This window comes from Cupriavidus sp. D384, assembly GCF_001652915.1.
Taxonomy (GTDB): domain Bacteria; phylum Pseudomonadota; class Gammaproteobacteria; order Burkholderiales; family Burkholderiaceae; genus Cupriavidus.
This window is the reverse complement of sequence record NZ_BBQI01000076.1, coordinates 19912-37549: the sequence shown is the minus strand read 5'-3', so window position 1 is coordinate 37549 and position 17638 is coordinate 19912. Positions and strand designations below refer to the sequence as shown.

General features: G+C 57.2%; 12 protein-coding genes and 1 pseudogene. 9 read left to right on the top strand and 4 right to left on the bottom strand.

Translation table 11 applies throughout. From position 1 onward, the window contains the following. Positions 1–112: 112 nt before the first annotated feature. The 7 genes and pseudogenes from A9J21_RS16615 to A9J21_RS31990 form a co-directional block, all read left to right on the top strand. On the top strand, positions 113–316 hold the full coding sequence (locus A9J21_RS16615; protein ID WP_066737534.1) for a hypothetical protein: 204 nt from the start codon (positions 113–115) through the stop codon (positions 314–316). Between the two features lie 44 nt (positions 317–360). After that, positions 361–2820 carry a TerB N-terminal domain-containing protein gene (locus A9J21_RS16610; protein ID WP_066737532.1) on the top strand — a complete coding sequence of 820 codons (2460 nt, stop codon included), beginning with the start codon at positions 361–363 and terminating at the stop codon, positions 2818–2820. Next, entirely contained in the window at positions 2817–4121 is a 1305-nt protein-coding gene (locus A9J21_RS16605; protein ID WP_066737530.1) for an ATP-binding protein, read from the top strand. Before A9J21_RS16610 ends, A9J21_RS16605 begins: the two co-directional genes overlap by 4 nt. Before the next feature lie 22 nt (positions 4122–4143). Next, positions 4144–6429, top strand: a complete 2286-nt coding sequence (locus A9J21_RS16600) for a DEAD/DEAH box helicase (protein WP_066737527.1) — start codon at positions 4144–4146, stop codon at positions 6427–6429. A gap of 55 nt (positions 6430–6484) precedes the next feature. Then, entirely contained in the window at positions 6485–10615 is a 4131-nt protein-coding gene (locus tag A9J21_RS32355; RefSeq protein ID WP_066737589.1) for a hypothetical protein, read from the top strand. A gap of 4 nt (positions 10616–10619) precedes the next feature. Beyond that, positions 10620–12809: a hypothetical protein gene (locus A9J21_RS16590; protein WP_066737525.1), complete on the top strand. Its 2190-nt coding sequence runs from the start codon at positions 10620–10622 to the stop codon at positions 12807–12809. 38 nt (positions 12810–12847) lie between these two features. Further along, a pseudogene (locus A9J21_RS31990) lies at positions 12848–13029 on the top strand (IS5/IS1182 family transposase); the annotation flags it as partial. A 364-nt stretch (positions 13030–13393) separates the two neighbouring features. On the opposite strand, the gene A9J21_RS16585 reads toward A9J21_RS31990, so the two are convergent. Then, the gene (locus A9J21_RS16585; protein WP_066737524.1) at positions 13394–13744 is read right to left on the bottom strand and encodes a hypothetical protein; all 351 of its coding nucleotides are present in this window, start codon (positions 13742–13744) and stop codon (positions 13394–13396) included. A 152-nt stretch (positions 13745–13896) separates the two neighbouring features. Continuing rightward, a complete protein-coding gene (locus A9J21_RS16580) occupies positions 13897–14595 on the bottom strand; it encodes a hypothetical protein (protein ID WP_066737523.1) in 699 nt (232 codons plus the stop codon). Positions 14596–14970: 375 nt separating this feature from the next. On the opposite strand from A9J21_RS16580, the gene A9J21_RS16575 reads away from it, so the two are divergent. Further along, the gene (locus tag A9J21_RS16575; RefSeq protein WP_066737521.1) at positions 14971–15204 is read left to right on the top strand and encodes a hypothetical protein; all 234 of its coding nucleotides are present in this window, start codon (positions 14971–14973) and stop codon (positions 15202–15204) included. A 303-nt stretch (positions 15205–15507) separates the two neighbouring features. Here the strand turns inward: A9J21_RS16575 and A9J21_RS16570 are convergent, their stop codons facing one another. Then, on the bottom strand, positions 15508–16113 hold the full coding sequence (locus A9J21_RS16570; protein ID WP_066737519.1) for a hypothetical protein: 606 nt from the start codon (positions 16111–16113) through the stop codon (positions 15508–15510). 16 nt (positions 16114–16129) lie between these two features. Then, positions 16130–16681, bottom strand: a complete 552-nt coding sequence (locus A9J21_RS16565) for a helix-turn-helix domain-containing protein (protein ID WP_231906954.1) — start codon at positions 16679–16681, stop codon at positions 16130–16132. A 214-nt stretch (positions 16682–16895) separates the two neighbouring features. Here A9J21_RS16565 and A9J21_RS16560 point away from each other — a divergent pair, with 214 nt between their 5' ends. Beyond that, positions 16896–17387 carry a hypothetical protein gene (locus A9J21_RS16560; RefSeq protein WP_066737517.1) on the top strand — a complete coding sequence of 164 codons (492 nt, stop codon included), beginning with the start codon at positions 16896–16898 and terminating at the stop codon, positions 17385–17387. Positions 17388–17638 lie beyond the last annotated feature (251 nt).

Genomic DNA, 17638 nt, shown 5'->3' with positions numbered 1-17638 from the left:
CAGCGTGTGTGAGCAGCGATATCCCACTTCAGATGGGTGTGGTCGCCCCAATTGGGTGATGTTCGGCGGTACGTCCTGCTTGTATCGTAGAGTCCTATACATTCGGAACACCATGCCGGGCGCCAAGACAATTTCGGTGAGCTATCGGGTCTCCGCGCGGTTCAAGCAATTGCTTGAGGCCGCCGCAGATCGTGATCGCCGCTCGCAGACGAACATGCTTGAGCATCTGCTGTTCGAGTATTGTGAATCGCATGGCATTCAGCCTGATGACGAAGGCAGCAATGCGATTGAGTCGGTACAGGAAGTGACCAAATAATCGAGGGATCGTCCGGGGATGTCACTCAAGCTGGAAGAGTAGGTATGCCAAAAGCAAAAGGTTCGGGTTCAGGGGGGCTTATTTGGATTGCTGTTGTCATCGCTATTGTGGTGCTGGCAAGTAATCCAAAGAACATTGGTGGAACGCTTTTCTGGTTGACCGCAGTCGGACTGGTTGTCTACCTGTTTCGACGAGGCAAGAAGTCGCCCCCCGATAGAGGGTCGACGATCAAGGATTCCAATGAACCCTTGGCCTCCTACGGTCAGTCTAGGGAGACTGTGGCAAGTAGCGAGCCGGTGCGTAATACGGACAAAGGCGAGAGGGAGTTCGTCAAGTCAGCAAGCGCACAGGGAGCGGTGAAGTCCTCCTCCGGCAAGATCTCAGCGGGTGTCGATGAGGATTTGGTTGCCGCGAGCTATCACAATCCGGAGTCCAGCAAGTCCTTTCGTATTCCGCCAGCCCCTGCGCAATTTGGTCGCGCAAGGTGGCTCTCAGCTACAGAAAGCGTGGAGATCGCCGGCGTTGCCATCTCGGGTGGCTTGATTTACGTCGGGGCGGCTCTTAAGGCGGCGTCCGGCATCGTGGATCCTTGTTTGATCGATCCATCAAAGGATGTCGCGAAACGAGCCGACTATACAGTGCGGGAGATGGGATACTGGCCAAGCTACTCGGCGATCTCGCCCACCGCTCGCAGGGCGTACTTGAACTGGCTATCGACCGGCAGAGCAGATCCAGACGCTGACATCGGATACGTCTTTATCTATTTCTACGGACTTGAGCGCCGCGCAGTGTTCGACGCGGCAAATGATCAGGCGGCCAGAGCCGATCTGCCAGCGATCGCAGCGGAACTGCGGCGGCTCCTCGCCATTTACGGCCCGCGTTCTGGATCGTTTCAAGGATACGGGACCGCGCTATTGGACTGGATCACGCTGGTGAACCTGCCAGAACGCTCCTATCTCCAGCCGCTACCAAGTTCTCCAAGGTCATACGAGCTTCCCTTATACATTCGAGCGGCGCTTGGCCAGGCAGCCGTGGATCGCGTGGCGATTTCAGCGGATCTCGCATTAGCCTGGATCAAACTCGATCCGAGAAGTCTGCTCCGGACGCCAACTCTGCGTTGCGCTCAGGAGTTCAATTCCCTGTTCAAACTCAAGTATCTTGCAGCTGGCGACGGATTGGTGCTGCCGCGAAATCGGACCAAGCTCAAGCTTGTCTACCGAGCCGCTTCTGCTGGATTCCGGGGAGTTGAAGAGCCACGCCTAACCTTCGGCGATATTCCTGACGTCAGCGTGCTCGCCGCACCGTTCAAGAAGCTGCACGAAATCACCGAAGCGGCGACGAACGAACTGGAGCCGCTCAGCAGGTATCTGGGGCGCAACCCTGGGGCCCGGTCCACCGTCGAGGCGCTTCTGTTGCTGCCTGTCGCACTGTGGCCCGATTCCGCAAAGCGTTCGATCGAAGCGCTCAAAGAGCGGATGGATGGAGGCATGGTTACGATGCCTTTCCAAGAGCTTCTGGGGGCGCTGGGCAGCTCTGCAACGCTCAGCAGGGAGCGAACTGTTGCATTGGCTCGCATTTTGGAAGGCATGAGCATCGGCATGGAGCCGGACGTACTCGGCGGAGCCAAGCAGCCAAAACCAGAGGATCAGGTCGCGCTTTTCGTTACAGCGACAGATGATCTGCAAAGTCGTGACGCACCAGACTATCGACTCGCGGCACTTGCGCTGCAACTCGCAGCTGCCGTGGCCACTTCCGATGGGGATTTCGGGGCTAAGGAAATCAGTCACCTACACCAGCAGATTCAGTCGTGGAGTCACCTGAGTCCCAACAACCAGCGAAGATTGGTGGCTCACCTCCGTCTTCTCATGGTCGCTCCGCCGTCGTTGACGGCACTGAAGAAGAGGCTTGAATCACTCGATCCCGCGGCCAGAGGAAGCATCGCATCGTTCGTCGCTGCGGTAGCACAGTCCGATGGAACGGTCTCGCCAGTCGAAGTCAGGATGCTCGAGAAAGTGTACAAGGTCCTCGGCGTCGATCCTCAGAAGGTCTTCTCGGAGCTTCATGCGGCTGCAACCGGCTCCGAACCGGCAGCCAAGCAGGCCCTGGGCGAGGCGAAGGCTGCGGCGGGCTTCACGCTAGACGCGTCCCGGATTGCCGCGCTGCAAAAGGACAGCGAGGCGGTGTCGGCAATGCTCTCGACAATCTTTGTCGAGGAGGCGGAGATGGTCGAGGTAGCGCCAACCGCGAATGCGGTGCCCACCGTCGAACAAGATAGTCTACTCGGCCTTGATGAAGCACATAGTTCGCTCGCACGGCTTCTTCTGTCGCGTCCACATTGGACCAAGGCAGAGCTTTCTGATGCAGCGCTGGATCTCGATTTGATGCTTGAGGGGGCCCTCGAGCAACTTAACGACGCCGCGTTCGACGCGCACGATATGGCTTTTTTTGAAGGGGATGATCCAGTGGAGATCAACCTTGAATTGCGGGAGAAGTTGGCAGCATGAATAGTCCTATTCGATCTAAAGAGCGTGACGCGGTCATTCAATCCTTGCGTGCGGGAGTGGTGCCACGTAGCGGACAGCACCTGATTCAGGTCGGCCGGTCGCGAGAGATTGAGACGCTTGTGCAAGACATCGAGCGCATTGCTGACGGTGGTTCAGCCTTCCGCGTGGTAACCGGGGAATACGGGGCCGGCAAGACGTTCTTCCTGAACCTTGTACGAGCGATCGCGCTCGAAAAGAAGCTGGTAGTCGCCAATGCGGACCTGAACCCTGATCGTCGACTCCATTCTTCAGGCGGACAGGCCCGCTCGCTTTACGCCGAACTCACGCGCAACCTGGCCACACGGACCAAGCCTGACGGCGGTGCTTTGGCAGGCGTAGTCGAGAAATTTATCGGGTCGGTAAAGGCCGAAGCGAAGAGTAACGGGCAATCGACGGAGTTTGTACTCCGCCAGAAGCTGGAACAGCTGACGGAACTCGTCAACGGCTATGACTTCGCAGATGTCATCGCAGCTTACTGTCGTGGTCACGATGAAAACAATGAGCAGTTGAAGGCGGACGCAATTCGTTGGCTGCGTGGAGAGTTCACGACGAAAACGGACGCTCGTCAGGCGCTCGGTGTTCGCACGATCATCGACGACGCTTCGGTGTATGACCAGCTCAAGTTGATGGCGCGCTTTGTCCGCTTGGCGGGGTACGCTGGGCTTCTCGTCGGCCTCGACGAACTCGTAAACCTCTACAAATTGGCCAACACGCAAGCACGGAATTCCAACTACGAACAGATCCTCCGGATCCTCAATGACTCGCTGCAGGGCGCGGCAGTAGGCCTGGGATTCGTCCTGGGTGGTACACCGGAATTCCTCTTGGACACGAGAAGAGGGTTGTACAGCTACCCCGCCTTGCAGAGTCGGCTTGCGCAGAATACGTTTGCGAGCGATGGACTCGTAGACTTCAGCGGCCCCGTATTGCCCCTGTCCAGCCTGACGCCGGAGGACTTTTACGTCTTGCTGCAGAAAATTCGAACTGTCTACGCGTTTGGCGACGAGCAGAAATCGTTGCTTCCTGACCAGGGAATCTTCAGTTTCATGGAGCACTGCTCCAAACGAATCGGCGACACGTACTTCCGCACGCCGCGAACTACCATCACTGCATTTATCAACATGCTTGCCGTTCTGGAGCAAAATCCCGGCGTCGCTTGGGAGGAACTGCTCGGCGGTGTGGCCGTTGAGGTGGATGCGGGAGGCGCTAACGACACCATGGTCAACGTGGACGACGATGACGAATTTGCCTCGTTCAAAATGTGACTGCATTGCCCGGGTCAATTAGATGAGCAGCGATAGTTCTTCCTTCTTTCAACTGGACGAGAGAATCCAGCGGTTCATTTGGGCAGAAGGGTGGGATTCCTTGCGCGATGCGCAGGAAGCGGCCATTCCACTCATTTTGCCAGCGGACAAAGACGTCATCGTGGCCGCGGCGACGGCGTCTGGCAAGACCGAAGCCGCGTTCCTGCCGGCGTTGACGCATATCGTCCAGCAGTCTACGCCCGGACTGATCGCGTATATCAGTCCGCTGAAGGCGCTCATTAATGATCAGTTTGGCCGCCTGGATCGGCTCTGCGAGTTGCTTGACGTGCCAGTTTGGCCTTGGCACGGAGACGTGCCTGCCTCGACGAAGCGGCGCTTTCTAGAGAAGCGTCAAGGCGTTCTCCTCATTACGCCAGAGTCGCTCGAAGCGTTGCTGTGCAATCGAGGCAATTCTGTCGCGACTGCATTTGGACCGCTTGCCTACTTTGTCGTGGACGAACTCCACGCCTTTATCGGGACAGAACGAGGCAAGCAGCTCCAGTCTCTCATGCATCGGCTTGAATTGCTCGTTGACAGACGGGTGCCACGGATTGGACTGTCTGCGACTTTGGGTGACATGGGGCTGGCAAAGAGCTTTCTTCGGCCGGGAGAGGGTGAGCTTGTCAAGGAAGTCGTATCCCGCGCGCCTGGCAACGATCTCAAGATCCTTGTCAAAGGTTATGAGGAACCTCTGGTGTTGAGGCGTCGCGAGATGCCGCGAGACACTGACGGACCATTCCTCGCGACGGATGATGGTGCGGATGAACAGGAAGAAGACGCAGACGAGCCACTCATGCCGGCTGCGATAGCAACGCATCTCTACACCGTGCTGCGTGGAACAAACAACCTAATTTTCCCAAATTCTCGGCGTGAGGTTGAGCGGTACACCCATCTGCTTGGCAAGCTCTGTGCGCAACATCAGGTGCCCAATGAATTCTGGCCGCATCATGGCAATCTCTCCAAGGAGATACGGTCGGAGACGGAGGCCGCACTCAAGCAGAAGACAGTTCCTGCCACGGCTGTCTGCACCAATACCCTCGAACTGGGCATAGACATTGGGGCGGTCAAGAGCATTGCGCAGATTGGTCCACCGCCCTCCGTTGCGAGCCTGCGTCAGCGCCTGGGCCGGTCGGGTCGGCGCAAAGGCGAACCCGCAATTCTCCGCGGCTATAGCATCGAAGATGCCGTTGGCCCAAAGAGCTCGCTTGCCACGGAGTTGCGTCTCGACACGGTTCAGTTCGCCGCGATGCTCTCCTTGCTGCTTGAGGGCTGGTTTGAGCCGCCAGCAACGCAGGGGGCTCACTACTCGACGCTCATACAGCAGGTTCTGTCCTATGTGGCGCAGAACGGAGGAGCGACGATAGTGCGCCTGTATGGAGCCCTTTGCGCTCCAGATGCCCCATTTTCAGGCCTGGGCAAGCGCGAATTTGCGGATCTGATTCGCCATCTGGGCGAGAAGGAATTGCTGGTGCAGGAATCCTCCGGCGAGCTTCTGCACGGAAGTGTCGGTGAGCGAATGGTGAATCACTACACGTTCTATGCAGCCTTCGCGGCCGACGAGGAGTTTCGTATCGTGTCGGGCGGCAAGACACTGGGGAGTCTTCCCGTATCCCAGATGCTAATGGAAGGGCAGCGGATTCTCTTTGCGGGTAGGACCTGGCGAGTAGAAAGCATCGATGAAGAGCAAAAGACGATCGTGGTAGTTCGCGCTGGTGGTGGAACACCGCCGCTTTTCTCGGGAGGGAGCGGCCGAACTCACACGCGCGTGCGCGAGCGTATGCGCGAGCTTCTGGAATCGTCTGAAGTGCCTGCATACCTTGACACCACAGCAAAGAAGTTCCTGGCTGAGGCTCGGAGGAACTATGCCGCCAGGGATCTCGCCCACGCCGTGATGGTCGACCAAGGTCAGGAAGTCCAACTGTTGACGTGGCTTGGGGATGCTGCAAACGAGGCACTTGCGTGCTTGTATCGCCAATACGGATATACCGCGTTCGCTTCCGGACCCGGCATCGAGGTTGTCAAGGGGCAGGTGCAGGCAGACGACGTGCTGACGACCCTCTCCGATATCGTTGCAAGTGAGCCGCCGCCGATTGACGTGCTTTTGGCAGATGTTAGCAATCTGCTCAGAGAAAAATGGGACTGGGCGCTTCCCGAGAACCTGCTGCGCATTTCGTATACCAGCCTGAATCTAGACGTTGATGAGGCAATGCATTGGGCTCGCAGCGTGAATCAATCTGCGGCAGTCAAGGACGACACCGGCAACCGGTAGCGACGAAATTTGACGGGGCCGGTTGACGTCGGCCTTGAGAGAGGAGATTTTCCCGATGAGCAATGGACAAGAGTCTCGAACATCTTCAGAGATATTTCAAAAGGGCTTCCTGGAGCCATTTCTCCACGCGGAGGAGAGACCCTTCGTCAAACTCCTGAACTGGTACACCGGTTTCGGAAAGACGTACACGGCGGCAGTCTTCGCCATTGATCTGTTGCTGAATCGGGATGTGATTCCAGTCTTCATTGCACCGTTGCAGTCGCTGGTGGCCGGTTTCGCGTCCGACATTCAAGCCCATCATCGATCTGACGTATACGATGATGAAATCGAGGCAGCCATCCGAAGCACTGGACATGCTGTTCCGGTGTACCGGCTGTATTCCATTGACTACCACCTGAACGATCGTACGTTCTTCGCTGCAGCTCTGGCGCTGGTGAGCTGGATTCATGGCTCGCCTCAGGTTGTACGCGATTTGGAGATTCTCACGGGCCAGTCCGCTCGCAAAGATGATCTGATGGCTCGTCTTGCGGAGCTTCGTGCTAAATCTGTCATCTGCCAGCAGTCGCCATATCTTGGCATGTCGACGTCCGACGACACCTATGAAGATACGCAGGCGGCGTATCTTCGCGCGGCGAGACGAGCGCGATCGGTTGCGGACAGTCTGACAGCGGATCTCATCAGGATCGAGTTGGCGGCGCGGGAGCGTAAAGAAGGATCGCCAGGGTACCTCGATGAGCCTGCCGTCGCCGATATGGTGCGACGGCTTCATCCGTTGCAGGCGTTCCTCGACAGGCCTGGCATTATCATCAGTACTGCCTCGAAGGCCCAGGTGAGTCACAGCGTCTTCGTGTTTGACAAGGCCCGCCAGCGATGCAAGCCGGAGAATTTTGAGAACCTACCGGCGTTTCTTGAAGAGCTGAATCGTGATGGTAGTGAACTCGGGCGGAAGGTCTCCCAGCGTGCAGATGCTGCACGCGTCGTGACATTTGTGGACGAGGAAGAGGACTCGTACTGGTACCTGTTCAGCCAACGGAAGTCGGTGCTCAACCCGGACGGCCGAAGCGACCTCAGTATCGTGATATCGGAATTCTTTACGTACTTCGACCTGAAGTGGCCTTTCGCGTTCGAACGGAGCAATGGCAACCATGTACTTGCGGGAAAGTTGTACGACTCCCTGGAGCAGATCGCCGATGTAGCTGAGGCTGTGCATCGAGAATTCGAGCTGGAAAGAGAGCGCACGAAAGCACGCTTCATCTCGGATGAGCGTCGCACGGAGATCTTCGCACGCGAGTTGGCAACAAAATCTGAACAGACGGCTGCGCGATTCGACGACGCAGAGCTTCTAGAGATTCTCAAGCAACTGGTCGACAAGAATGACGTGCAGTCCGGATTCAGGCGCTTTCGCCAGAAGGCACACGTGCTGGCCAAACTGCGAGAATACATCTGGAAAATCAGGGGAGCTGGGCGAACGGCCTTTCAGACGTTCAAGGATGTTACGGACCTAGTGTGTGACAAGAAGTTCTTCACCATGACCAGGTCAACATACGGTGAAGTTCTCGATCAGCCTGCGCAGACCTTCTTTACTGAGACCGCGAGCGTTATGGATACCGATTTCCTACGACGCGTGGAGTTGGTCAAGGACACTGGGCATCAGACAATTCGCCTGCACTACCATGAGGCCGAATCGCCTGAGAATGCCTATACCTTGCTCGACTATCTAGGGCTGGTGATCTTTATGGCTCGAGTCCTGGCACCTCGAAGCGGAGAGGCCGCTGTCGAGTTTTCCAATCAGGACATCGAGCGTTACCCGAAACTTCATCGCTTCCGTACCGACGTAGGCGCGTTGTTCAAGGGTGCCATCTCTGAGGACGGTGTTGCGGAAGCGGCAAGTTCTGAGGAAGCTGTTACGGACGATTTTGTTTTTAGCGAGATAAAGAGCGTCGTCACACTAGGCGAGAGCTGGCATCAGGCAGAAGAGTACAACCTTGACTCGGATGTTAGCTTGACGATCTCCATCTCAACGCTTCGAGCAACTCCCGAGGAGGACGTCCGTAGAGCCCTTGGGCGCAGTAACGGGATGTATCTGATGAGCGCAACAGGTGGATTGGAGGATTCGTCGGCTGGTGCGTTCAATATCAGGCAGATCAAGCGGGTCCTGGAGGAGAAGGGCGGTGTGTTCTTCGAGATGACCGCGCCGGAGATTTCTGTTGTTTCTACAGCAGCGGAAGCTCTAATGCAGACCCGGGACAGGGCGGTCACCATTCTGTCGGATTCGGATCCATCGTCAACGTTCGGTGTGTCAATGGGCTATGCGGGGCTGGTTCAGCAGGTCAAAGCAGTAGTTCGTGAGGGGGAAGATGGGCCGTACGCATTCTTGAATCGTCACAAGCACAGCGAGATCGAAGGGCTCGTCGCGAGTCTGGATCGCTTGCTGTCAACGAGTATCCGATCCGGCATCGTGCTCTGCCAGACCGTCTCTCATATGCGCAACTGCTTGATGAAGCTCGCGAGAACCGAAGGCGGTTGGGTTTCGCAGCGCGACGACTCGGGCTATCACTTCGTTGTGCGATCACGCAAGCTGCCTACGTATCGCACCAGCGGAGCAGACAACGAAGACATTACGATCATCCTGTACAAAGCAGAGCGGTTCCGGAAACGGGACGCTTCCAAGATCGGCGCCTTGGAGGAACAAGATGAAGAAGCCGGACAGTTCAATGAAGAGCTGGAAAGCGCCCTTGACATCAGTAGCAAGAAGGTGCTGCTCTGGTCCGCCTATGCTTCCGCATCTCGCGGCATCAACTTTGTCACGAAGCTGGAGGGAGAAGAGCGGGATTTTGAACTTTTCTGCTTGCTCAACGATCCGTACTACACAAAACATACCCGTCCGAGCCGGCGTGGGTTCTCGATGGAGATGTTTCAAAGCTTTGTCCAGGTTCTCAGAGATGATGGTCAAGGCTGGAGCCTGATGTCCCGCGGCGACCTCCTGTATCAGTACGCTCGACATCGGTGGGATCGACTGCAAAAAGAGCACGTCATAGACATCACTCGAACGGTATTCCAGGCACTCGGCCGCGGCGAGCGACGGCCGCAGCAGGCGATGCCCACTCAATACATCTTCCTCAGCTCAGAGGCTGCCCGTACCGTTCATCTCGGTCTCGGCTACGTCAAGGAGCTCCGGAGACGTGCTTCTCCGGCGCAGCGCGAGGTACTACGTGCCTTGGACCGCTACAACGTCGAGACTCGGCTTTTCGAATCAGACGAGCACCGGAAGAAGCACGCAGTCGAAAGTCTGAAGAAAGCCCTCGCGTTCCGGGGATTCACGAGCGAACTGCCTAAGCGGTTCAGATCCGACGAGGGCGTTAGAGTAATGTGGGCTGCACTTTTCGACGAGGCGATGTTCAAGAATCCTGCGGAGTACCTGAGAAAGCTCGACTCGCGTGGGGTGCCGGCAGCGTACAGGGAAGGCTGCTTCGAACGAGCACCACTAGCTGCGCAGCCATACTTGCGCGAGTTTTCCATTGCCGGAAAGCGAGACGTCATCGTGACGGATGCGTTCGATGGGAGCGATATATACGACTGGATTGGCCGTGTCGTGCCAGATGGCCTGCTCACCTACATGTCGAACAAGTCCCGCACACTGCTTCGGCAGGCTGTGGGATACGTCACGGAAGAGCAGGCCGGCAAGACGAAATGGATACCCCAACCGTGGTTCGTGGCTGAAGTCATGAAGGGATACTTGGCGGAGCTTGAATTCGAGGAGTACATGCGTGAGCAGTTCGATCTCGATCTCCAGAGTGAAGCGAGCTCGCCGGGTCGCCTGGCATACCTTGACCCGACGACCCACTCGCGATGTGACGAGATTTATCAAGTCTTTGACTACTACCTTGTGGCACCGAACAACTCGCTCATTGCGGTGGACATGAAAAATTGGGCGCGCAGCACGGATCGACTCAACCGCATGGAGTTGCAGGAGATGGCCGCCGAGAAGCATTCTCGATTGAGAGCGATCTTCCCTTCCAGGACCGTGCATGCAATCTACGTGAACTTGTATGGCGCTCACAAGCACAGTGTTGTGCGCCCGACAAACGGAACGATTCGCTTTATGTCGCTGTACCTGCAAAACACGCATGGTGCACGCAGCTGGATCAGAAATCAGAACCTTGCCTCTGCACTTTGGGGACACTGAAGTCATGCCAATTCGACAACTTGATGACTCTGCCGCAGTCGCGAGACTCAACTCCATTCGCTTCTCGATGCCAGTGGCCGAGGTTGCCGAACGACTGGCTCGATGGCAGGCGAAGGCTGGTGGGTTCGTCGTGCCAATTCAGGTGGAACTATCTCGGCTCAAGGGTGACGGCAGCACGACTCCGCGTGGATTCAAGGAGCGCGCGAAGCTCGTCCGGGCCGAAATTGCAAACAGGCTTGGACTGGACGCTGTTGCGGCGAGAAAGCTGACGTTCCGGCAGAGTTCCAGGGATGCTTGGTACATCGGTCCGAGACCGAGCCTCACAGAAGGCTCAATGCTGAACGCTGTTCGCGATGCTCCAGACGTTTTCATTGAACTCATGCTCAAGCGGCATCTCATCGAGGCAGCTGCATTCGACGATCAGGAAACGTTTGTTACCGGAGGCTTTGGGCCAAGTGTATACCTTGGGGCGGCAAGCGAAGCTGGAAAGAGACGGTTTCATCTAGCTGAGGCAGAGTTCAACATCAACGTCAAGCATGGACACCTGCTATGCGATGTAACGTCGAAGGTCTTTGCGCGAAAGAGCAAGTCGGCTGACGCTGCTGCTGCATCAGCCAGCGAGCTCGCGGCAGTTGGCCATGGGCATCTTCTCCCCGTTACTCGCATTGTTTCTGAGGACTTCATTGAGCTGGACGCGCGTCAGTATCCGTTGGTGGGAGTCAGCCTGCACACGACTAAAGTCAGGCAATGCAGACTGTACTACCTGAACGTCCTTCATGAGTTTGCCTTAGACCTATTTGCGAAAGCCGAGATTTCAGTTGTCCAGGATACGTTTGTCGCAAGCCACTACGTCGATGGAGGCTACATTCCGCTTGCACCCCTCGCGAGTCTTCTCCAGCCGATCGAGGTCGTGAACGCTACGCAGGATCCGATGGATGTCGAGGCGCTAAAACCGCTTCAAGCGTGGCCTGAGTTCTTTTCGAATGGCTACCACGTAGCCGGCAACAAAAAGGTCCATTTTCAGCCACCGGTTTTCCAGGCTTCGTCGCTTGTACCGGAGCGACTGACGTCGGATGTCAACTATCTCTTCCTTAATGGCCCCGGCGATGATGAGAACGGTAGCGTTCGGGTCGCGAAGGTCGGGGATGCTGAAAACTGGCAGACTGTGTCGTGGAAGGAGGCGTACGCTGGCCTGTCGCGCGGCGACATAGTCGCAGACGCGTACACCATGCACAAGTTCCGGCATTTGATGGACGCTCCCGATTTTTCGATTTCCATGCAGGGTATTAACTGCTCGCCGCTGGGCCTGGCTTCGATGATGCCTGGGAAAGCGCGGCCGGAAGATCGACCATTGCAGGAGGCTCTCAAGCGATGCCTCGTTGAGCTGTCCTTGAAAGAATGCCTTCGTGCGCTCAAGCCTGTGCCAGTTCCCGATATGCCACGGGAATTTCTGCCTTCATCATTGACACTGCTTGCTACACGCCAGATCCGGATGAGTGGACGAGAGATCAAACAACTCGTTTCAGAGGTGCAGGTCAAGCTGGATGAGCGGGGTATTATGGTCCAGAGCGTGCGGCGATCGCCTTGGTCTGCGGCTGACGATTCGGTCATTGACATGGTCTCTCTCTACCCGTTCCTGCAACCCGACAACAGAAAACCCATTCGGGATAACCAGTTTTGGGTGATCGACCAGGCGACTGGACGCCGACTCACGGCGTGGGCTGGAGAGATTGTGCCCCGCATCATCCTGAACGACGCGTATTCGAATATTGAAGCTGCCCTGGCTGAGCAGTCAGACCATATTGCTCAAGGCAAGCAGTCGGGACGCGGCGGCAAATACTACTCCAAAGACCGGCGCTTCAATCTGCTCCCTTACTACATGTCGATGCATAAGGCGGGTTATGCCCCCTCGCAAGAACGCGTTGGCGTCAAGATGGCGCTTGAGGATCGAGGGGGATTTGTACGGGTATTCGTTCCACCGGCCGGTGGCATCAACGGAGCTGGCGATGCGTTCTCCGGGATGCGTGACGTTATGGTGTACGAGGAATCCGGCGAGAATATTTCGGAAGGATTGTTGCAAGAATCCCTCGTGAACATCTACCTGCACACGATGACAAACGGCGTGCTGGTTGGGGGAGACAACTCGAAAATGAGCGTGCTGGAGAAGCTCGCGAGACTGGCCGTTGGCAACTAGTTGAACCGCCGCCCTGCGTTAAGTGGAAACCCCCATTCTTGAGAGAACAGAACTCGTTAAGGAAATACACGCGACGCGAGCGCTTCCTGACGGAGATGGAGAGTTTTGTGCCGTGGTCCTGCCTGATTGCGGCGGTCGAACCGTACTACCCCCTGGGCAAACGTGGACGGCCGCGATCGGTCTGGAGCAGATGCTGCGCATCTATTTCCTCCAACAGTGGGATGCAAGGGATCGGTTGGGGCCTGCATTTCGGACCCGAGTCTTTGCAAGGCATTAGCCACGAAGGCGTAGTTCGGCTGGATCGCGTCCTGCTGTGGGCTCGTCTGAGCCCGCCTTGGCGCGACATGCATCGACCGCACAAGGCGCTCGCTCACGAAATGGCAGAGAACGAAGAAGAGCTGAAGTGCCGCAATTCCAGCCGAGTCGTCGTCTCGCCAACTGAACTGCTGAATGCGTCCGTCCGTGATCCATTCCACGGCGCTGAGCGCCCTAGGCCCGGGTGGCGCGCCCGCGAACTCGTGCGATGCCCTGTTTCGGCAAGATAATAAAAGATATCCGCCACCGGGCCGCTAGGCGACGGCGGTTCAGCCCGTCACGCTCTCGGTGACCCAGACACCGTTGTTACCCGTGGTCTCGATGCGGTAGTCGGCGATCTCGCCTGTGTTTTCATCGCGGAGCGGTGCGATGATGCCGCCGCCCTGGCGGGGAATCCACCACTCGTAGGCTTTGTCGCGCTTGGAGCGGTGGCTGGCCGGAAAAAGACGACCCGGGAGGGGTGTGATGGCGCCGGGGCGTACCGGCACCGGATAGCCTCCGCTGCCATACATGAAGCCGTACCGGCCACCGACATACTCGCCGCTATTGTTGGTGGCATTCTGGTTGGCGCAATCTTCCAGCGCCTGAGCAATTGCTTCACCACGATCTGTGATGGACATGATTAAGACTCCATATGAGCGTGCTAGGGAGCGGCGAGCGCAATCGCGCACTCTACGGGCACGTAGTTGCGAATCACGCAGCCCTGCCTGGCTCGGACCAGGTAGGGCTTTCCTCGGTAATAAGTGTCGTTCACCAATAGGCTAACGGCGCATCAAGGTTTCGGGTAAAGCGGGATGCCACCCATGGCGGCGTGAGGGGTAAAAGCGGTAACGACCGTCCTCATTTCGAGGTCGCGTGAAAGGATGACCCGTCCCACCTTCTCCGCGCGGATGTAGGTCGTGGTAGTGATCTGGTCTTCCAGGTACGCGGGTTTCCCGTCCGGCAGCGCGTGATACAGCATGGCCATGAAATGCCCGCGCCATTCGTCGTTGTGCTCCTGATTGATGTCAGGAAAATCAAGATCGTCCGGAACGAACACATCGCAGAACGCGGCTACCGTCGTTTGCGCCTCAACGACTTCCTCGTTGGCATCGTCAAATAGCCACTGCTTGATTTGGTCGGCGAGGTAGGTTTTGATGAGGTGATCTTCATCATCGAACGTCGTCGGCGGAAGGACTTGCAAGAGGTTGGCCTTGACGACCTCGAATACCGGCTGCAACTGATCAGCTCGGACCTGATCCTTCAGTCGGTCGGCCATGCGCAGGTACGCCGCGTGGTTCTGCAGCACGACCAACGGCCGCTGGGTTAGTGCGAACTGGATCTCATCGAGATCGTCTAGCATCTCACGGTGATGGTAGTAGCCAAAGAACGAGGCGTAAAACTCATGAAACAACGACCTCTTGACTTCAATACCACGCTCGCGGAGCGCTTTCTGGCTGAGGAAGGCGGGGGTAGAAAAAATGTCAGACATCACAAGCTCCTAGTTTCGGGTTACGGGGACGCTACTAAGCGATGGATGATTGCCGCACTCACAAAACAAGTCGCTGTGATACAGAGGTAAAACATTTCACGTAGTTTTGCCAACTACGGGCCTTTTTTAAGTCATCCATGTCTGAGGCGGGCGCCTTGAATGGAACTGTACAACCCCCGCCTCAAGGAAGTCAACCGCATTGCCGCGCCTGACGGATGGTGAAACCCGGTGCGCTTGAAAAAAGAAAACCCACCGGTTTGGCTGGCCGTTAGCCAAGTCTGCCCTTACGCGTTCGAGGCTCGATCGAGCGCCTACCATGCCGAACTCGGGACCCCCTCCGTCCTTTTGTGCCCGCCACCCGCTGTGACACTCGATATGCTCGCGGTACTCGCTGGGTATGCTGGCAAGGCCGCGCCGATGGGCTTTCGCTATCCATCGCGCAAGCACAAGAATCACGTCGCGCTGGCGGTCCACTCTGGCGCGCTCGACGAGTGGCGGGCCCGCGTGGGCATTCAAGTGACCCGTTTCGCTGATATGTCAGAATTCCCGGCGCTGCTGGCCGATCCAAACTACGCCAATCCGTTCGATGGCGGATTTTCGGTTCGATAACTTTGGCGCCGAACGTTGCTCCTAGGCCGGCCCCGGGCTCGGCTCCAATTCGAACACGGCGACAAAAAGCGCCTAATAAGGCATTTTGTATCGACAAGCATTGTGCAGTACGGGTTTTTCGTCCACTGATTGCACTCCAAATCGCGGTTGATGCTAGAATTCGTACTCAAGCAGTACTGAACAAGTGAGGCTCCCTACGCCGGTGCGAGGAGCCGCCCGCCTTCGCAAGAGGGTCTAGCAATCGCTGATAAGAGGAACCGGTCCCGATGTGCCAGAAGCCCGCTCACGCGGGCTTCTGTGTTTCTAGCGTCGTTTCTTGGCCTTGCTACGCGGGCCCTTTAGCACCTTCCTGATCAGACCAGCCAACTCGGCGCACACCGTCGCAAACGGCTTCTGATTCTCACGTTGCACCGCCAGCGGGTTGTCCTTAACGTAGGCGCTCTGCACATACATCACCAGACGTGGCGTGGGGTCGTCAGTGCGATAAAGATCGAAGAACACTTGGTAGTGCGGTCCCTGTAGGCCAGCGCCCATCGGCCGCCACACCATGTAATTCGCATTCTTGGCGACGTAACACTTCGTCTTGCCGTCGGGCAGACCGCGAATCAGATCTGGCAGGCTTTGCGACAGCTCATAGCGCTCCGCATGGAAGAGCCGGCAGTAATCACCGGTGTCCACCCAGTACGCCGGGTCACCTTCGACGTCCGCCGGCCCTTTGCTGTCGTCCTTTTCGGTGACCACATGGCAATCGAAAACGACACGAATCCCAATGTTGAACGCCGCCATCTCACCCTTGGCCTCGCGCTCCAACCGCATGTCGAACTGCGTAAGGTGGGCGAACGAGTATGCTTTGCCCTGGATAGTTCGGGTTTCCCACTTTTCCCAGCGGGCCGGATTTCTCCACTCCATAGTGTTGCTCTTCTTGTTAGGTGTGTGTCGTTCCGGCCTTCGCTGCCTTTGTCCGAGAGACTCCGCCTTTGCGGATGACGGCCTTACTCGCTTCCTTCGCTTCTTCGAACTCGGGAGCGAGCTTCTTCAGCCGCTGCACCAGGCCTGACAAGTCATACTCATTGCTGAGCTTGCCGCCGTTCGACGCCACGCGTTCCACCCGTTTGACCAGACCCGCCTGCTCGAGCTCGGCGATGTAACGCTGGATTTGCCGCGCGCTAAGGCCGAGGCGGTCATGGAGCGCGTCCTTGCTGGGGTAAGGCTTGCGCGCAGCGTCCCACCAGTAGTCAGCGAGTTGCATCAGCACAGCCAATTGCGTTGGATTCAAGCCTAAACGCTGTTGGGCTCGCAGCAGCACGGAAGGTACAATGCAAAAGCCATGCTTCATCACGTCGCGGCCCCATTTCGCATCCGACGCTTGCTGAGCCTTCGTGGGCTTAGCCGACGCGGGTTTGATTGTCTTCGTGGGCCGCACGGAAGCGTTCGTCTTGGTCGCCATCGCGCTCCCTTTTGTTGTTGCGGTCGTCATGCGGTATCCTTGTTATTCCTTCGCCATGGCCCCAATCTACGCGGGTTGCAGACGAAATAGAATAGTACCCCACAGGACATCTATGACGCGGGTCACTAGTCGATAATGACACATCCCCCTAGTCGTATATGTCTCCTAAATAAGTACGCACGGCAAACAGGACGCAGACAACGCAGATAAACGAGTAATGCCCTGTACTGGTCGCGGATGACTAGTGGGGCAGGTTGTCGCCCAACTCTATGGCGAAATTATGGGACGGTTTGCCCTTAATTTCCGGACAATCTACGCCGCTCTGAGCGCTGTGGGTAAAGCCTGTGGTGCCGCTGGCGAACCCATCATCACCGCGCTGGTAATTAATAAGAAGACGGGGCGTTGCTCCGCCGGCATTGAAAAGGAGTTTGGCATCACCGACGACGCCGCGGAGCGGGGACGTTGTTATGCCTATGGGCGGGACGAGCAACGGAACAATGAGCCGATCACCGTTGAGCAAAGCACGGAAATGGGATCTTCCGATACCAGCGATCACGGCCGAGACGAGTCGGTGCCGGGCGGCGCTGAAGATCGGCTAACTGGGGTCCCTGTGATTTCCCTGCACTCTACCGGGGTCGCCACGCCTAGCCTCCACGCGGGTTTCCGGGCGGCGCTCGCCAGATATCCCCGTCAAATCAGTCACTTGCTGACTGCCCGTTTTCGTCCCTCTCGATAGCCCGTTGAACGCTCTGGATGCGGCGGCCGACCTGTAGGACAGTACGGTGGATGGCCAGGCCGCACCGGTCCGTGTGACGGTATGCGATTCTACCGGGCGGACTGGTCTCGCCCGTCCTCAGTATCCCGGTACAGCGCGATGGGTGTAGCACGAGCACCTTCTTCGGGCCGGGTCCGTGGCAAACATCTCGTTGTCCCGAGGTCTTCTGCCAGGACTCAAAAGACTCTACTCCGCCGCTGCGTCATCGCCTT